The 17,032-nt window shown below is 50.3% G+C and carries 13 protein-coding genes and 1 pseudogene; 2 read left to right on the forward strand and 12 right to left on the reverse strand.

Annotation, left to right across the window (positions count from 1 at the left end):
• The first annotated feature begins 85 nt into the window (after positions 1 to 85).
• Positions 86 to 1,015, forward strand: a complete 930-nt coding sequence (arcC, locus tag HMPREF9469_RS22345; protein WP_007867166.1) for a carbamate kinase — start codon at positions 86 to 88, stop codon at positions 1,013 to 1,015.
• A gap of 80 nt (positions 1,016 to 1,095) precedes the next feature.
• Here the strand turns inward: arcC and HMPREF9469_RS22350 are convergent, their stop codons facing one another.
• The 12 genes from HMPREF9469_RS22350 to HMPREF9469_RS22405 form a co-directional block, all read right to left on the reverse strand.
• Positions 1,096 to 1,647 (reverse strand): DUF4367 domain-containing protein, encoded by a 552-nt coding sequence (locus HMPREF9469_RS22350; RefSeq protein WP_007867169.1) that lies wholly within the window; start codon positions 1,645 to 1,647, stop codon positions 1,096 to 1,098.
• 159 nt (positions 1,648 to 1,806) lie between these two features.
• Complete coding sequence (locus HMPREF9469_RS22355; RefSeq protein ID WP_007867171.1) at positions 1,807 to 2,325, reverse strand: CarD family transcriptional regulator; 519 nt, start codon at positions 2,323 to 2,325, stop codon at positions 1,807 to 1,809.
• 145 nt (positions 2,326 to 2,470) lie between these two features.
• On the reverse strand, positions 2,471 to 3,256 hold the full coding sequence (locus HMPREF9469_RS22360) for an HpcH/HpaI aldolase family protein (RefSeq protein WP_007867174.1): 786 nt from the start codon (positions 3,254 to 3,256) through the stop codon (positions 2,471 to 2,473).
• An 18-nt stretch (positions 3,257 to 3,274) separates the two neighbouring features.
• The gene (locus HMPREF9469_RS22365) at positions 3,275 to 4,102 is read right to left on the reverse strand and encodes a carbohydrate ABC transporter permease (RefSeq protein ID WP_007867177.1); all 828 of its coding nucleotides are present in this window, start codon (positions 4,100 to 4,102) and stop codon (positions 3,275 to 3,277) included.
• A gap of 6 nt (positions 4,103 to 4,108) precedes the next feature.
• Entirely contained in the window at positions 4,109 to 4,987 is an 879-nt protein-coding gene (locus HMPREF9469_RS22370) for a carbohydrate ABC transporter permease (protein WP_007867190.1), read from the reverse strand.
• 91 nt (positions 4,988 to 5,078) lie between these two features.
• Positions 5,079 to 6,617, reverse strand: a complete 1,539-nt coding sequence (locus HMPREF9469_RS22375; RefSeq protein ID WP_007867194.1) for an ABC transporter substrate-binding protein — start codon at positions 6,615 to 6,617, stop codon at positions 5,079 to 5,081.
• A gap of 223 nt (positions 6,618 to 6,840) precedes the next feature.
• A complete protein-coding gene (locus HMPREF9469_RS22380; protein ID WP_007867196.1) occupies positions 6,841 to 8,079 on the reverse strand; it encodes a response regulator transcription factor in 1,239 nt (412 codons plus the stop codon).
• A complete protein-coding gene (locus HMPREF9469_RS22385) occupies positions 8,057 to 9,883 on the reverse strand; it encodes a cache domain-containing sensor histidine kinase (protein WP_007867197.1) in 1,827 nt (608 codons plus the stop codon). The genes HMPREF9469_RS22380 and HMPREF9469_RS22385 overlap by 23 nt, the downstream gene beginning before the upstream one ends.
• Before the next feature lie 144 nt (positions 9,884 to 10,027).
• Positions 10,028 to 13,246, reverse strand: a complete 3,219-nt coding sequence (gene carB, locus HMPREF9469_RS22390; protein WP_007867200.1) for a carbamoyl-phosphate synthase large subunit — start codon at positions 13,244 to 13,246, stop codon at positions 10,028 to 10,030.
• Positions 13,246 to 14,352, reverse strand: coding sequence for a carbamoyl phosphate synthase small subunit (locus HMPREF9469_RS22395; protein ID WP_007867201.1), 1,107 nt, complete (start codon positions 14,350 to 14,352; stop codon positions 13,246 to 13,248). The genes carB and HMPREF9469_RS22395 overlap by 1 nt, the downstream gene beginning before the upstream one ends.
• 310 nt (positions 14,353 to 14,662) lie before the next feature.
• Complete coding sequence (locus HMPREF9469_RS22400) at positions 14,663 to 15,913, reverse strand: peptidoglycan-binding protein (protein ID WP_007867203.1); 1,251 nt, start codon at positions 15,911 to 15,913, stop codon at positions 14,663 to 14,665.
• Positions 15,914 to 16,000: 87 nt separating this feature from the next.
• Complete coding sequence (locus HMPREF9469_RS22405; protein WP_007867205.1) at positions 16,001 to 16,636, reverse strand: cytidylate kinase-like family protein; 636 nt, start codon at positions 16,634 to 16,636, stop codon at positions 16,001 to 16,003.
• 167 nt (positions 16,637 to 16,803) lie between these two features.
• Here HMPREF9469_RS22405 and HMPREF9469_RS33880 point away from each other — a divergent pair.
• A pseudogene (locus tag HMPREF9469_RS33880) lies at positions 16,804 to 17,032 on the forward strand (transposase); the annotation flags it as partial.

Raw genomic sequence — 17,032 nt, forward strand, 5'->3', positions numbered from 1 at the left:
CATTCAAAGCAGTATATCTACTGTGCGGATTCTCTTTGATCCGAATCCGATGTGGATTGAAATAAAGACAAGCGAGGTATGGATTATGGCAAAAAAACGCATTGTAATGGCCATTGGCCACAAAGATTTGGGAACCAATCTTCCGGAGCAGAAGGCGGCTGTGGCCAGAACTGCCAAGGTCATTGCTGATTTTATACAGGAGGGATGGCAGGTAGCCATCGTGCACAGCAACGCCCCTCAGGTAGGCATGATCCACACTGCCATGAATGAATTCGGAAAACAGCACGATGGATACAGCAAGGCCCCTATGTCGGTCTGCTCCGCCATGAGCCAGGGCTATGTGGGCTATGACCTGCAAAACGGCATCCGGGCTGAGCTGATCAAACGCGGAATCTATAAACCAGTCAGTACGGTCCTGACCCAGGTCACCGTGGATCCCTATGACGAGGCTTTCTATACTCCTGTGAAGGTGATCGGCCGTGTGATGACAGCAAAGGAAGCTGAGGAGGAAGAGGCAAAGGGCAACCATGTAAAGGAAGTGGAAGGCGGGTTCAGAAGGATCGTGGCTTCCCCTCATCCCATCGCTATTGTGGAGATCGATGCCATCAAGGCCCTGCTGGACGCCGACCAGCTTGTGATCGCCTGCGGAGGCGGCGGCATCCCTGTGATGGAACAGGGCTATAACTTAAGAGGCGCCAGCGCTATCATTGAGAAGGACCTGGCCACCGGTCTTCTGGCAAAAGAGGTGGACGCCGATGTGATGATGATCCTCACCAGTGTTGAGAACGTAACCCTGAATTACGGGACAAAGGACGAACAGCCCATCAACCGCATGACTATTGATCAGGCCAAGGATTACATCAGCCAGGGACAATTTGAATTTGCATCCATGCTGCCCAAGATAGCTGCATCCGTGGATTTCCTGGAAAGCGGAAAGGGCCGCAAGGCCATCATCACCACCCTGGACAAAGCCAAGGAAAGCTTGAAGGGAAATGGCGGAACCGTCATTGAATAATTTCGGCGGATAGGATCTGCGGATATTAAAAAACTGCTAACTGTGAAGACTCCGGTTAGCAGTTTTTTACGCTCTTGAGATTATTTTTCATTCACAGCATCTGTCCCCATATTAATGATCTCCTTTGCCATGGCAGTCATCTCATCCTTTGTAATCCCCCGGTTGACATCCATCAGACTGTAATAAATATCATTCTGGAACCAGCCCAGATAATTAGCGTATTGCGTGCTGTAATACAGTTCTATATCACCGTATGTTGAAACCGATGCATTTTCCTTTACAGACTGGCCATCGTATGGTTCTGCAGAAAAGGAAACTGTTTTTGCGGTATCCTTATCTGACGTATATTTGAAGCTGATCCCCATCCTCTTATTGGCAGCAGAGCTGCTTACATCACCATCATATGTTTCTGTTATGGTCCCGGATGAAAACTTGAATCCTCCGGCAAGCATCTCCGGCACCTTTGGTTCAAAACCAACATCCTTTTTGAGAGTTTCGGCATCCGGTATCTGAGCGTAGTTGTTGGCAGAGCTGGAAACCGATACCATGGTCTGGGAAGCGGCATAACAGGGAACTGCATTCATCAACAGCGCACCTGTCGTACACAATAGGGCAATCTTCTTTATCCTCATCTTTATTTTTTCTCCTTTCAGCTTTTTATGAACATGAGTATATCAAAGACTTGTCTAAAATTCCTCTATTTCCCCACATAAAAACAGCTCCCTTCCATGTAAACAGTTTGACGATCTCAACTGTTTACCGGAAGGGAGCCTGGCTGCGCCCTATTTTCTTTACCCTACTGCCGGCGTCTCCGCCAGCACACGCCCCTTAATATAGTCCACCATCTCATCCCGGGACATTCCCAGGGACAGGGCCAGTTCTGAATACAGATTTTCTTCCGCTGTCTTAAAATACCGCTCGTCCAGGTCCGTCATCTTCTTTCCCTGTTCGATCCTGTCCTTTCTGCGCAGGTATAATGCCTTTATCATACTGACCCATACACGGCAGTCACAGGTTTTTAATGCCTCCTTATACCGTTCTTCCCTCTGCTTGTCTTCCGTCACTTCCATCTCCTGCACATCCTGGATCCTGTCGATCAATTCAAGGGCCTCTTCCCGGGTAAGGAGCGGCCTGATCACGGTCTTGTCCGAATCCACCGGGGTGACGATCTTGGAATCCTGATGATAATAGGGCCTGAGAACATAATAGAGCTTGCCCTGTGGTCCGCCAGGCCTGTCTATGGTTGTGATATCCATGACCTCACAGACCCCTCTGATGCCGTAAATGATATACTGGCCTTTTTCAAACATATTTTTACCGCCTGCTTCCCTAATTTTATAATATTTATTGTAACACTAAAACCAGGTCGATGTCAGGCGTTTTTTGACGATCATTTTATTTTCATTCAATATGCCCCATGCGGGGGTGGCTGTCTTTGTGCACATTTTCCACTATTCATGCACAAGGGGAGCTGCCGAACACGGTTCTGATCGTATCCAGAGTCTGCCTTGCCCCGGAAAGGATATAGGAATAATCCATTCCAGAGGACAAGATGGTCAGTCCCCTGTCATACCAGAATTTCAGTGTTTCCGGATCAGTGGAGCCGGTGGATATCCCAATAGGTACCTGATGCCTCCCAGCCGTCTGCACCGCTTCATCAATGAGCTTTAAATTCCGTTCATCAAACACCTGGTTCAGGATCCCAATGGAGCCGGACAGATCGCAGGCTCCAATGATCACCCCGTCTATATATGGGTTGCACAAAATCTCATCCAGATTCCTTACTCCTTCCTTGCTCTCTATCTGTATCAGCCTGCACAACTCCTTATGGCCTGTGCGTATGTACCCGTCCATGTCCTCCAAACCGTATTTGACAGCCCTGATGGGACCAAAGCCCCGCTTTCCCTCCGGAGGATAAAGACAGCTTTCCATGGCTTGTCTGGCCTCCTCAGCCGTGTTGATCACAGGGAATACGATTCCATCCGGCCCCTGCTCCAAAACGCGCTTTACAAGTATGGGATCGTTCCAGGGTACTCTGACAACAGCCGGTGTCCCCCCGGCCCGCACTGCCATAAGGTGCATCTCCAGGGTCCTGTAGTCAATGGCCGAATGTTCCGTATCGATCCAGATAAAATCATAATCCAGATTGCTGACGATCTCAGATATGCATGGGTCTGTGAGGATCACATGCGCCCCTGCCAGCGGTTCATGGTTTTTCAGTTTTTCTTTTAAGATGTTCATTTTCTTCTTCCTTTCACGCTATTCTTTAACTGCGCCCATTGTAATGCCCTGGGTAAAATAATTTTGGAACATTAAAAACATGATGCACAGGGGCAATGCTGCATATACAGCCCCCGCCATGGTAAGGCCCGAATCCGGGTTCTGCTCATTCTGGGTGGACGCCACCCCCAGCTGAATGGTCTTTAGTTCGTCTTTGGTCAGCTGGATCAGCTGCCACAGGTAATCGTTCCACACCTGGATAAACATCAGGATAATAAGGGCCGCGATCCCGGCCTTTATCAGGGGAACGTAAATTCCGCTGAATATGTACCACTCCGATGCCCCATCCATCCTGGCCGCCTCCCTCAGGGCATCCGGAATGGACTCAAAATGCTGCTCCAGCAAAAAGATCCCAAAGGACAGGGCCACATTGGGCAGAATGGCCCCCGCGTAACCGCCGCTGATCCCCAGCTTCTGGGTCACCTTAAAAAGAGGGATGATATACACCTCCTTGGGCAGCATCAGGGTGGCAATGAACAGCATAAACAGGACCTTCTTTCCCTTAAACTGCATTTTAGCAAAGGCATAGGCAGCCAGCACGCTGGTCAGAACGATCAGCGCCGTGGTGACCGTTGATATGAATACCGAGTTAAACAGCCAGCGCAGCGTATTGCTGTTGGAGAACAGATTTACATAGTTCTGCAGTGTGGGATGTTTGGGAAACCACTCCGGTACCATGTTATTGATCGCATGGGAGTACTTAAAGGAACTGCTTAAAAGCCAGTACAGGGGAAAATAACTGATGACCGCCCCAGCCACGATCAGGCAGTTGCTGATAAAATCAAAGGAACCCTTTCTCTCTTTCATCTTAACCTACCCCTTTCTCCGAAACAGCTTAAACGGTACCAGCGAGATCATGAACGTGACAAGAAACATCACCACTCCAATGGCAGATGCCCTGCCCTGGTTAAATGATTTAAACGCCTCGGTGTAACACAGGTACATAAGGGAGGAGGAGGCGTAGTTCGGCCCGCCGCTGGTCATGACATTGACAATGACAAAGACCTTCATCACCCCTATGATGTTGATGACCACCAGATAAAGTGTGGTAGGTTTCACCAAGGGATACACAATGGATTTAAGGATATCCACCCTGGAGGCGCCATCGATCCTGGCCGATTCCATTAGCGTTGTATCGATCCCCTGCATGGCGGCCACATACAAGACAATTGCCTGCCCTACATTCATTACGCAGATCAGCAGGATCAGCACATAGAGAACGTATCTGTAGTCCCCCAGCAGGTTTAGGTCATGGATCCCGAATTTGCCAAGTATGTAATATACGATTCCAAAGGAGGGGTTCAACATCCATTTCCAAATGGTACCATATACCACCATTGAGATGATCGTGGGGATATAATAGCTCCCCCTTATAAAAGTGATGTAACCCGCCCTTTTATCAAATACGGACGAGGATATAAAAAAACCAGCCCCCACGGTTATAACAGTGGTCCACAGGACCATGACCAGCGTGTTTCCCACGGCCTTGTAAAAGATCGGATCTGTAAACAGGGATCTGTAATTGTCCAGGCCGCAGAATGTTTCATCAAAAAAAGAAACGTCAAACATGCTGAGGCGGAATCCCTCTATCACCGGATAGACCAAAAACAATCCAAAGAACAGCAGCTGTGGTGTGATGAACATGTATGCCACTGCATTTTCCTTTAATATCCTGATATTTCTCTGAGTCATTGTGAACAACCCTTTCCTGGTGTCTGAGCAGTCCTGCCGACTGCGTTTTGGCATAAAAAGGGCAGGGAAAAGTCCCTGCCCACAACTTTTCTCAAGGATTCAGTATGACGGAACGCTTGGCTGCCTTGGAAATCGCTTCATTGGCGGACTTCACAAACTGGTCCAGCGCTTCCTTGGGAGTCTTCTGACCTGTTAGGACTGCCTGGATCTCGGGGAAATAATAGGAACGCGCTGATACATATCCCGGCACCCTGCCTGTGATGGAAACCATATGACCCAGAGCCTCCGATGCCTCTACAATATGGATATCCTGGTTCCCGTCCTTAAGCTCCTGCAGTTTTGACTGGCGGACAGGGATCAGCACCTTGGATGCCTCTGTATAAGGTTCGGAGCAGAAAAACCGGACAAACAGCTTGGAGGCAATGGTTTCCGCCTCATCCCCTGTGTTAAATATGGCCCCTCCCTTTACATAAGAAAGGCAGTAGGGATCCGTCTCCCCCGGCTCATTGGGATAGTAGGCCCATTTGAATTCAAAAGGTTCTTCAATGGATCCGTTTTTAAGGCCTGCAACCAGGTTATTGTAAGTCAGGTTGTTTAAGGTGACCACGGCCAGGTTCTTGTTCAGGAACATCTGGTAGACATCCCCGTGGCTCAGCGTCTCCCCTCCCGGGGCCAGCAGTCCCTCGTTCTTCATCTCCACGATCAGATCCAGGGCCTTAACGCCTTTTTCATCATTAATGGTAAATTCCGTGCCCTGGTCATTGACAAATTTCCCTCCATACATGCGCAGCAGCATGTTGGTAAAGGAGTCACCCTGCTGGCTGTTGGCAAACACAGCAAAGGGATAACAGTTGTCCAGCCCTTTTACCGCTTCCAGGGCGGATTTAAATTCCTCCGGAGTCCACACGCCTATGTCTCCCTTGGGAAGATAGCTCTCAGCCCCTGCTTCCTTAAACAGGCTCACATTGATCCCCATCATCCCCACCTCTGCGCTGAATGGGAAAATATACGTCTTTCCCCCCAGTTCCAGGCTGTCCCAGACAGATTTGGGTATGTCCGCCCTGTCCTCCTCTGTAACAATATCATCCAGAGGGACCATAAGGCCTTCATGGACATAATCACTGAGGGCAAAATCCGATTCGTAGTACATATTGGGCAGGGTGCCCGACTGTATGGCGATGGCCAGCTTCTCCGCTCTCTGGGAACCGTCAATGAGGATGGGATTGACTTTGATGTTGGGGTATTTAGCCTCAAACTCTGATTTTACAAAGTTAAAAAAGTCAAGGTAATCTCCGCCTTCCACAGATGAATCATATACCCCTTTCCAGTCCGGGCCGGTCCAAAGCTCCAGCTCTATCTGTTTGTCCGCAATCTGGGCATACAGTTCATCCATCACCTTCTGTCCGTCTGCGTCCTGTACCTTCCCCGGATCTGCGCCTGCCTGTTCCTTTGTCTCCTCCTGCGGGCCCTTTGTCTCCTGTCCGGCGTTTGTCTCCTGTCCTCCTGATGCAGGCGCCACTGTTTCCGTTCCCGCGCCTGTGGCCGGTGGCTTCTGGCTGCTGCCTGCGCATCCCCCAAGAAGTCCTGTAAGCATACTTCCCGCCAGCAGCAGTGCAAGTCTCTTCCTCATAGAATGTAACCTCCCTCTCTTTGATGTTATGTTAGCTTTTTGATATGACTAAGTATAGCATTCTGTGTAATTATTACAATAAACTGATTTTGTATTCCTAATATCATTTCAATGTGCACAAAAATAAAGATAGTACTTTTTTTGTATTTAGTACTATCTTTATTTTACCCGCAGCGGACAAGGAGGCGGATGCGCCCTTGTCCGCTGTGGGCATCATGCCTGTTTATCCCTTTCTGTATTCCATTGGCGTTACTCCTGTAATCCGCTTGAAGATCCGGTTAAAATAATAGCTGTTCCGGTATCCCACCATTTCCGCGATCTCAAAGATCTTCAGATTGGTCTCTTTCAGAAACTTCTTTGAGTGGTGGATCCTCAGGCACATGAGATAATTGGAAAAAGTAATGGTCAGGGCCGTGTTAAACAGAAAGCTGAAATAGGAAGGATTGAGATTTACCAAATCTGAAATCTCATTCAGCGTCAAATCCCGGTTATAATATTGATTCATATATTCCAGAGACCGGCGCACTGCCGGGGGATACTGGTCTGCATACTCCCTCTTCCTTGTATTTCTGAAAACCTGGTATACCCGGGACCACTGGTCGCCGGCCTGTCTTTTGTCCTCATGTTCATCCGCCGGACCATGCCCCTCTTGTTCCAGAGCATGCTGCAGGGCCCTGCGGAGTCCGTTGGGGTGGTTCTCCATGGTCCCCATATACATACAGGCATTTATATTCAGTATGTCATGGAGCACGGTCCTGCACCTGCCGCACATTTGACGCAGCATCCGCTGAAACTCATCCAAAGTCCTGTTGTTGGAGAAAACCACAATGCCGTATGCCATATCGTCCAGCTTGATGCACCATGTGGTAAACACTTCATTGAACAGGTTCTCCACAACATGCTCCACCGCCTCCCCTGACAGTTCTTCCTTTCCTTCCTGCACATATTTCAGGCACACACACGTGACCAGGCAGTCTCCTCCCCCCACCTTCCAAAGTGCGTCATCCTCCTGCATTTCCCCTGTCTGGGACAGATAGTCTGATAAAAGCAGCTTTACAGGCCTCGATTTCTCCCGGCTTTTCTTTTCCTTTGCAATGCTCTTTGCAGCTTCATCCAAGGCTCCCATGAGGGATTCCTCTGTCATGGAGAGTTTCAGCACATAATCCGAGGCCCCCTGCTTCATGGCCTCCCTGACCAGTTCAAACTCACTGTAGCTGCTGAGGACAATGATCCCCACAGGCATTTTCCTTCTTTTTATCTCCTTTATCAGCTGGATGCCGTCCATCTCAGGCATCTTGATGTCCGTGACCACAATGTCCGGCATTTCCTTTTCCATCTCCTTCAGGGCCGCCTTACCGCTCCCGGCACTTCCGGCATAGGTGTATATCCCCCCTGATCGCTCCAGTATGGACTGGATTCCCACCCGGATTATCATCTCATCATCTACCACCAGTACCTTCATCTGTGTGTCCCCTCTCCTCGTACTCCTCCGGAATATGCAGCCTGACCGCTGTAAAATGTTTCCTCCGGCTTTCTATTTCCACCCCGTATTCCGCGCCGTAGATCAGCGTGATCCTGGAGTGGACATTGGAAACCCCGATCCGCCCCCGCTTACCCACTTCGTTTTCCTTTAGTATCCTGTCAAGAATGTCCTGGTCCATCCCCACCCCATTATCCCATACGGAAATGACGATCCCCCGGCTGTCCCTGTCAATGGTAAGCCGTATCTCCCCCGGCTCCTCCTTTGGGGCAATGCCGTGGAAGATGGCATTTTCCACAATGGGCTGCAGGATAAACCTGGGCACATAACACTGCAAAAGCCCCTGGTCCCCGCATCTGGTTTCCAGGCTGATCTTGTCCTGGTACCGGATCTTCTGTATGGTGAAATAATGGCCCAGAATCTCAAGCTCCTCCTTAAGCCGTACAAATTCATCCACCCGGCTGTAGGATGCCTCCAGTATGATCCCCAGGGAATTTACCATGGATTCGATCCCCCTGGCTCCCTGAAATACCGCCATCCACTTGATGGAGCTTAATGTATTATAGAGAAAATGCGGATTGATCTGCATCTGCAGCATGGAGATCTCCAGCTTTCGTTTCTCCTTTTCCTTTCTCCGGTTCTCCTCCATCATGGACTGGATATCCTGCTCCATTTTATAGAGGTTCTGGTACAGCAATTCAAACTTCTTTCCTCCCGGACCAATGGAATGGCTGTAGTTAAAATCCCCCTGGGCAATGTGGTTGATCTTTACGATCACTTCCTCAATGGGCCTGGTGAAGCTGTTGGAAAATTTAAGAGACAGCACAAAGGACAAAAGGATCAGTCCTATAATCAATGCCGCTGTCACATAGAGGAAATGGCTTTCCTGCCGCACCACATTCTCCAGCTGGATCACACGCACCAGCCAGAGGTTGGAGGCGGATGACTTCCTGTACACCACCAGTCTCCCGTTCATGGACTGGATCCTGGTCTGCCTGGCATTAGACCGCTCCAGCTCAATGGGCTCCATATCCAGGAGATTCATGGTAGTGCCGCTGTCCCTGTTGATAAAATCCTCATCATCCGAGTACACGATCTGTCCGGAGGCATCCACCAGGTAGCTGTGTGTGTCGGAGTCTGAAAAAGGATGGTATTCCTCCCCGAAAAACAAGCTGGGGCTAATGAACACCACCATATCCCCCAGTATCTCCATATCATCGGAACGGCAGATTTTTTTATAAATGGGCACAATATATTCCGTGGGCGCAGCCACCCACACATGGGGGATCCTGGTGAAATTTTTCTGCATCTCCCACCAACAGATGGCCCCTGTGGTATCCATGCTCTTCCGGTACCACTCCGTACCCTCATAGTCCTCTTTATCAATCAGATATGATTCAAATCCCTTTCTCACCTTCAGGCCGTTATTCCCCTCGATATGCAGGACGCTGATGTACTTTTCTATGGGCTGCATATAATTTTCCAGAGTCATGTAAAAGCGTGAACTGGACTCGCTGAAGGTGTCGGCCTGGGATTTTGGAACCTGCATCATAGCCTGCAGATTGCTGTCATTTGAAACCTTGAGGATCAGGTTTTCCAGCAGTGAAAGATTGGAGTCCACCAACTGCAGCTGGTTTTCCAAAAACAATTTCTGGTCCTTTTGGACCCTTTCATAGATGGTCCTGTCCATGACCGAGTAAAGGATGATCCCCAGAAAAATCAGGATGACCGTTGAAGTGATAAAAAAATATGTAAACAATTCTTTTTTAAGCGACCACCATCCCAAAGCCCCCGCCCCCTTTGTCAGAATTTTTCCAATAATTCTATTCTAATGTGAAAATTCATCAAAAGCAAGACCGTTATTTTTCCGTAACACAGAATACACAAAAGCCACACCCGGCCCATTGCCGGATATGGCTTTTGATCATTCCTATGCGTTCTTTACCATGGCAATATCGATCAGCGTAAGCTCCCTTGCCCGGTTCTCCAAACTGGTAACCAGTGCGGCTGCCGTATCCAGGGATGTCAGCACGTTAACCCCTGTCTCAATGGCATTGCGGCGGATGATGAAGCCATCGTGGCTTCGCTCCGCTCCCTGCGCCGGGATATCGATGATCAGGTCGATCTGATGGCCCAGGACCAGGTCCAGGATATTGGGTGACTCCTGCTCCAGCTTGCGGATCTCATAAGCCTTGACACCGTTCCTATTCAGGGTTCTTGCGGTTCCCCTGGTGGCAAAGATCTGGTAACCCACTGCCGCAAACCTGCGGGCAATATCCACCGCCTCCTCCTGATCGCTGTGGCGGATGGTCATAATCATCTTTTTGTACTTGGGAAGGCGGATGCCCGCTCCCTCAAATGCCTTGTACAGGGCCTCGTTAAATGTCTTCGCAATGCCCAGGCACTCGCCCGTGGACTTCATCTCAGGTCCAAGGCTGATATCCGCGCCCCGGATCTTCTCAAATGAGAATACGGGCATCTTGATGGCAATATAGTCAGCCGCGGGCTGAAGTCCCGGCTTATAGCCCAGCTCCCGGATGGTGTGGCCGCAGATGATCTGGGTTGCCAGGGGCACGATGGGGATCCCCGTTACCTTGCTGATATAGGGAACCGTACGTGAGGAACGTGGATTCACCTCGATAATATACACATTATCCCCGTCCACAATAAACTGGATGTTGATCATGCCCTTTACGTGGAGCGCCCTTGCCAGCTTTTCGGTGTAATCCACAATGGTGTCGATATTGTGCTGTGTGATATCCATGGCCGGATACACGGAAATACTGTCACCGGAATGGATTCCCGTGCGCTCAATATGCTCCATAATGCCTGGGATCAGGATGTCGGTGCCGTCACAGATGGCGTCCACCTCGATTTCCTTGCCCATGATGTATTTATCCACCAGGATCGGATGCTCCTGCGCGATCATGTTGATGATGCCGATAAACTCATCAATGTCCTCATCGCTGATGGCGATCTGCATACCCTGTCCGCCCAGCACATAGGACGGGCGCACCAGCACGGGATAACCCAGCTCATGGGCCGCCGCTTTGGCCTCCTCCGCCGTGAATACGGTGCGGCCTGCCGGTCTGGGGATATTGCACTGCTCCAGGATGGCGTCAAACAATTCCCTGTCCTCCGCAGCGTCCACATCCTTTGCAGCTGTGCCAAGAATGGGGACTCCCATTTTCATCAGAGCCTCCGTCAGCTTGATGGCCGTCTGTCCGCCGAACTGCACCACCGCGCCGTCCGGTTTCTCTATATCCACAATGCTCTCCACATCCTCCGGTGTCAGCGGTTCAAAGTACAGCTTATCCGCAATGTCGAAGTCCGTACTTACGGTCTCCGGGTTATTGTTCACGATAATGGTCTCATAGCCTTCCCTGCTGAAAGCCCAGGTGCTGTGCACGGAGCAGAAGTCAAACTCAATGCCCTGTCCAATGCGGATGGGACCGGAACCCAGAACCAGAACCTTTTTGCGGCCCTCTGTCTTCTCCGCCTCGTTGAAGCTTCCAAAACAGGAATAATAGTACGGCGTCTCTGCCGCAAACTCAGCCGCGCAGGTGTCAACCATCTTGTAAGCTGCGCGGATGTCATTTTCATAGCGCTGTTTTTTGACCTCTTCCTGGGAAATGCCGGTCAGCCTTGCGATCACGTTGTCAGGGAACTCGATCCTCTTGGCCTCTTTGAGAAGCTCTGCAGTCAGCTCAGACTTTCCTTCACCCACTGCCTTCAGGGCATTTTCCATCTCCACAAGGATCGCCAGCTTGTCGATAAACCACACATCGATCTTGGTAATGGCGTGGATCTCTTCATAAGAAATGCCTCTGCGCAGCGCTTCCGCAATCCTCCAGATCCTCATGTCATCCACCTTTTCCATCTGCTCCCTAAGCTCACTGTCGGTGAATCCGCTGAAATCGTAGGACAACAGGCAGTCCACATGCTGTTCCAGGGAACGGATGGCTTTCATCAGGCCGCCCTCGAAGTTGGTGCAGATGCTCATCACCTCTCCGGTGGCCTTCATCTGGGTTCCCAGGGTGCGCTTGGCGCTGATGAATTTATCAAATGGAAGCCTTGGCATCTTGACCACACAGTAGTCCAGCATCGGCTCAAAGCTTGCGTATGTTTTTTTTGTAACCGCGTTCTTGATCTCATCCAGGGTGTAGCCCAGGGCGATCTTGGCCGCCACCTTGGCAATGGGGTATCCGGTGGCCTTGCTGGCCAGAGCGGAAGAACGGCTCACACGCGGGTTTACCTCGATCACGCAGTACTCAAAGCTGTCAGGGTTCAGGGCGTACTGCACATTGCAGCCGCCGGTGATCCCCAGCTCGCTGATAATGTTGAGGGCGGAGGTACGAAGCATCTGGTACTCCTTGTCCCCCAGTGTCTGGGAGGGGGCAACCACGATACTGTCGCCGGTGTGCACGCCCACGGGATCGATATTTTCCATATTACAAACCGTGATCACGTTACCGGCGCCGTCCCGCATCACCTCATACTCGATTTCCTTCCAGCCGGCAATGCAGCGCTCCACCAAAACCTGTCCCACACGTGAGAGACGGAGGCCGTTTTCCAGAATCTGGGCACACTGTTCCGGATTCTGGGCAATACCGCCGCCGGAGCCGCCCAGGGTATAGGCGGGACGGAGCACCACCGGATATCCGATCTGCTCCGCGATCTCCAGACCGCGTTTTACATCCTCCACAATGTCGGAGGGAGCCACCGGCTCGCCGATCTTCTCCATGGTTTCCTTAAACATCTCGCGGTCTTCCGCTTTCTTGATGGTCAGCGCCGTGGTTCCGATCAGGCGCACATTATGCTTCTTAAAAAAGCCCGCGTCCTCCAGTTCCATGGCCAGGTTAAGCCCCGCCTGTCCGCCCAGGGTGGGCAGAACGCTGTCCGGCTTTTCCTTTAAGATCAGCTGCTCCACCACTTCCACGGTCAGTGGTTCAATATAAACCCGGTCCGCAATATCCTTGTCCGTCATAATGGTGGCCGGGTTGGAGTTTAAGAGCACAACCTCCACTCCCTCTTCCTTTAAGGAACGGCAGGCCTGTGTACCCGCATAGTCAAATTCGGCGGCCTGTCCGATGATGATCGGGCCGGAACCGAGTACAAGAACTTTGTTAATATCAGGATTCTTTGGCATCAGTTTTTCACCTCCATCATTTTCAGGAAACGGTCAAACAGGTATCCGGAATCCAATGGTCCGGGGCAGGCCTCAGGGTGGTACTGAACCGTGAAAATGTTCTTGCCCACGTATTTCAGCCCCTCATTGGTGCCGTCATTTACATTCACAAACGCCGGAACCGCAATCTCCGGGTTCACCTTTTCCATGTCGACCACATAGCCGTGGTTCTGGGAAGAAATGTAAACTCTTCCTGTCTCCAGGTCCTTGACCGGATGGTTTCCGCCCCTGTGTCCGTATTTCAGTTTATAGGTGTCCATTCCGTTGGCCAGAGCCATGAGCTGGTGTCCCAGACAGATGGCAAAGATCGGAACATCCGATGCATAAAGTTTCTTTATTTCCTCAATAATGGCCGTGTTCTCCTTGGGATCGCCGGGGCCGTTGCTGAGCATGATGCCGTCCGGGCAGGCTGCCAGCACTTCCTCTGCCGGGGTATCCGCCGGATATACGGTAACCTCACAGCCAAGGCTGTTTAAGGAACGGGCAATGTTTTTCTTTGCACCGTAATCCATAAGAGCCACCTTTTTCCCCGCGCCCGGGAAGCTGCCGCCGGGGGCTTCACTGTGTCCCGGAAGCACATACTTCTCCTTCGTGGAGGTTTTCAAAACAACACCGGTGACGCTGTATTCCTTCATGCGCTCTGTGGGCTCGCTAAGATCGGTATACTCCTTTGTGGTGATCATACCGTTCATGGTGCCTTTTTCTCTTAAAATTTTGGTAAGGGCTCTTGTATCGATACCGCTGATACCGGGAATGTCATGTTCTTTTAAGAAGTTCTGGATGGTATCCTCGCTACGGAAGTTGCTGGGGATTCTTGATAATTCTCTTACAATATAGCCGTCCGGCCAGGGTTTTGCTGATTCCATGTCTTCATGGCAGATTCCATAATTGCCAATCAGGGGATATGTCATGACTACTGCCTGTCCCGCGTATGACGGGTCGGTCAGCACTTCCAGATAACCGGTCATAGATGTGTTAAACACGATCTCACTGATCACTTCACGCTGGGAACCAATACTTGTCCCGGTGAATACAGTTCCATCTTCCAGTATGAGGTATGCTTTCATATGGGGGTACCTGTCCTTTCCTATGTGTTTGCTGTTGGGCCGCAATAACGCCAAAGCGTGTCTGAACAATGCTTACTGCACACTTTAGCCCAAATTGTAAAGATTATACTGTATTTCGATTTATTATTCAATAGCTTTAAAGGCTAAATTTTTTTGTCTATGCCAAACAGTTTTTCAGGAATCATTTCCATCCCATCTCCCGCAAAATGATCAGGCAGGGCCTTACGGCATTCTATCCATGCCATATGCCCTGCCCGGTCCTCATCTGATCTTATGCTGTTCTCATCCTCTTTTTATCCTGGGAGCGCCCCTATACCAGTTCCGCGATCCTGGTGATTCCCACATAAATATGCGATATCCTGTACCAGGTGGCAAAGTCCACCACCCCGGTCTGGGGCAGGCCGAATATGGACTGGAACTCCCTGACCGCCTCCGCTGTCCTTGGCCCGTAGACCCCGTCAGGCGTCACCCTGGGAATTGCGGTGTAAACCGTGGCAATGGTATCCAGCTGTTCCTGCATCTGCCTTACCTTATCCCCTGAGCTTCCGATGGTCAGGTCATTCCCCGGCCAGGAGGCGGGGATCCCTGCAATCTGCTCCGCCGTATTGATATAAATACTGCTGCCGTAGAAATGCCGCAGGATCTCAATGGGGCTGTACCCCTGCTCTCCCAATGAGCAGGATCCCCACTGTGTCATCCAGTTAGGGCACTGCACCTGGCGCCCGTCACAGTACTGGGTGAGGATGGGCTGGCGCACTCCGGGTCTGGACAGATAACTGTCAAAGATCTCATCCACGATCTGTGAAATGCTCTCAAATATGTTCCTGCCATAGATCCATTTGTGGTCAAACGCAGTGGAGGAAGTGATGGTAAAATCATATCCCTGGTTCCTGTACCACTCCGTATACACACGGTTTAATGTAAAGGACATGATTGCTAGCACATTGGCCGTGATGGTGGCCCTGGGCCAGGTGGAGTAGATTTCACTGGAGGCCACGTTCTTTATGTAGTCTCTGTACGGTACGTAGTAATCCTTGGCCGTACTGTCCGTGGGCGCCCCGTCATGGACCACAATGGTCTGGGGGACCACCACACGGCTTAACACAATTTCCCCGCTCTCGTTCACGGGTTTGATCTCAGCCTCCGCGATCTTGGGCGGATAGTCCCCGTACAGCGTATGGTCCGGAATTACAATCGGGTCTTCGGGAGGAGTTCCCTCACCCTGGGGAGTCATGCTCACAGGCTGGATCGCAGTGGATTCAGCCAATATCTCCGTACCCGACACCACAAGGGGATCAAATCCATCCGCCTCCACTGTAAGGTTGTATTCGGAATAGGGCTGGATAATGCCCGGTTCCAGGCTCAGTTCCACCGGAGGGGCGGGTAGGGATACGGTCTCTGTCTGCCCTGAACTGTTGGTCTGAAGCTGTTCTATGGCGCTGGTAGGCTCTCCCTTATAACTGATTGTCACCCTGGCATTTTGAATGGGGAAGTTGTTCTGGATATTGACTACATTGATCTGCAGCATTCCACTGGATGTCCGTTCTGGATTGGTTGCCATGTAATACCTCATAATTTCTTATCATTACCTAAATATAATATGGCCTTTCTTATTATATGCATGTCCTGTGCATAAAAGTTTGACACCCTATAGCTCATATCCCCGTATTTTAAGATACGCCTTGACCGCCCTGACCGTCCCTTCCGTTCCCAGCACGGCTGTATTCAGCATCACATCATAATTCTCCATATCCTGCCAGTCCTGGCCGGTATAATACCGGTAATAGTCCCGGCGTTCCCGGTCGATCCTCTTGATGTTCTTTTTGACATCCTTTTGATCAAAATATTCTTTTTCCGTTATACGCCTGACGCGGTAATCCATGTCCCCGTAAAGGAACATCCGGACCAGCCCTTCCGTTCCCTCCAGCACATAATCGGCGCACCGCCCAATGAACACACAGTCCTCCTCTGCCGCCAGCTTCCTGATAACTTCCGACTGGAAGCGGAACAGATTGTCCGCTGATACCAGGTCCGAGCCCAGGGAGGGGGATCCGATCTCCGGTGTCATGCCCTTTATGATCTTGTAGAGCAGTTTATTCCCCGCCTTTTCATCTGTCATGTAATAAAAGCTTTCCTTGATACCGCTTTCATCCGAATCCATGCGGAGGATATTCTTGTCGTAAAAACCCAGTCCCAATTCCGTTGCCAGCTGCCTGCCGATCTCACTGCCGCCGCTGCCGAACTGCCTGCCAATGGTTATTATCAGTTTTTTTCCGTCTTTCATATGCCCATCCTCCTATTTTTTTTGGGTAGTGTCAAGTTTCACTACCTGTTTTATTGTTTAAACCTTGATTTTATGGGAGTTTGCAATAAAAAGAGCAATGACCTCCCTTTTTTTGGTATAATGTCCTCGACCAAAATTCCAAAATACCAGAAAGGATTTCATTGCTCATGGACATTATACTTTATTTACTTAACATTATTCAATACCTTTATCGCCAAAACTGCTGGCTAATCAACTTTATTTGCAGATACATCCCTCTCAAACAGTGGGCTTTTGATGATTCTCATTCTCCCAAGTACCAAAAATTCAAAATTGATGAGCTTCCTCTGATCACTGACTTCCGGCAAGACTGGACTTACAAGGATCTCATCCCTTACTACGAAAAACGTTACGGCA

The organism is [Clostridium] citroniae WAL-17108 (assembly GCF_000233455.1).
Lineage (GTDB): Bacteria > Bacillota > Clostridia > Lachnospirales > Lachnospiraceae > Enterocloster > Enterocloster citroniae.

Excerpts from the sequence above, each read along its gene's own strand:
- HMPREF9469_RS22405 (WP_007867205.1), bottom strand. The coding sequence starts at position 16,636 with ATGAAAGACGGAAAAAAACTGATAATAACCATTGGCAGGCAGTTCGGC.
- HMPREF9469_RS22375 (WP_007867194.1), bottom strand. The coding sequence starts at position 6,617 with ATGAGGAAGAGACTTGCACTGCTGCTGGCGGGAAGTATGCTTACAGGA.
- HMPREF9469_RS22365 (WP_007867177.1), bottom strand. The coding sequence starts at position 4,102 with ATGAAAGAGAGAAAGGGTTCCTTTGATTTTATCAGCAACTGCCTGATC.
- HMPREF9469_RS22370 (WP_007867190.1), bottom strand. The coding sequence starts at position 4,987 with ATGACTCAGAGAAATATCAGGATATTAAAGGAAAATGCAGTGGCATAC.
- HMPREF9469_RS22355 (WP_007867171.1), bottom strand. The coding sequence starts at position 2,325 with ATGTTTGAAAAAGGCCAGTATATCATTTACGGCATCAGAGGGGTCTGT.
- HMPREF9469_RS22350 (WP_007867169.1), bottom strand. The coding sequence starts at position 1,647 with ATGAGGATAAAGAAGATTGCCCTATTGTGTACGACAGGTGCGCTGTTG.
- carB (WP_007867200.1), bottom strand. The coding sequence starts at position 13,246 with ATGCCAAAGAATCCTGATATTAACAAAGTTCTTGTACTCGGTTCCGGC.
- HMPREF9469_RS22380 (WP_007867196.1), bottom strand. The coding sequence starts at position 8,079 with ATGAAGGTACTGGTGGTAGATGATGAGATGATAATCCGGGTGGGAATC.
- arcC (WP_007867166.1), top strand. The coding sequence starts at position 86 with ATGGCAAAAAAACGCATTGTAATGGCCATTGGCCACAAAGATTTGGGA.
- HMPREF9469_RS22395 (WP_007867201.1), bottom strand. The coding sequence starts at position 14,352 with ATGAAAGCATACCTCATACTGGAAGATGGAACTGTATTCACCGGGACA.
- HMPREF9469_RS22360 (WP_007867174.1), bottom strand. The coding sequence starts at position 3,256 with ATGAACATCTTAAAAGAAAAACTGAAAAACCATGAACCGCTGGCAGGG.
- HMPREF9469_RS22400 (WP_007867203.1), bottom strand. The coding sequence starts at position 15,913 with ATGGCAACCAATCCAGAACGGACATCCAGTGGAATGCTGCAGATCAAT.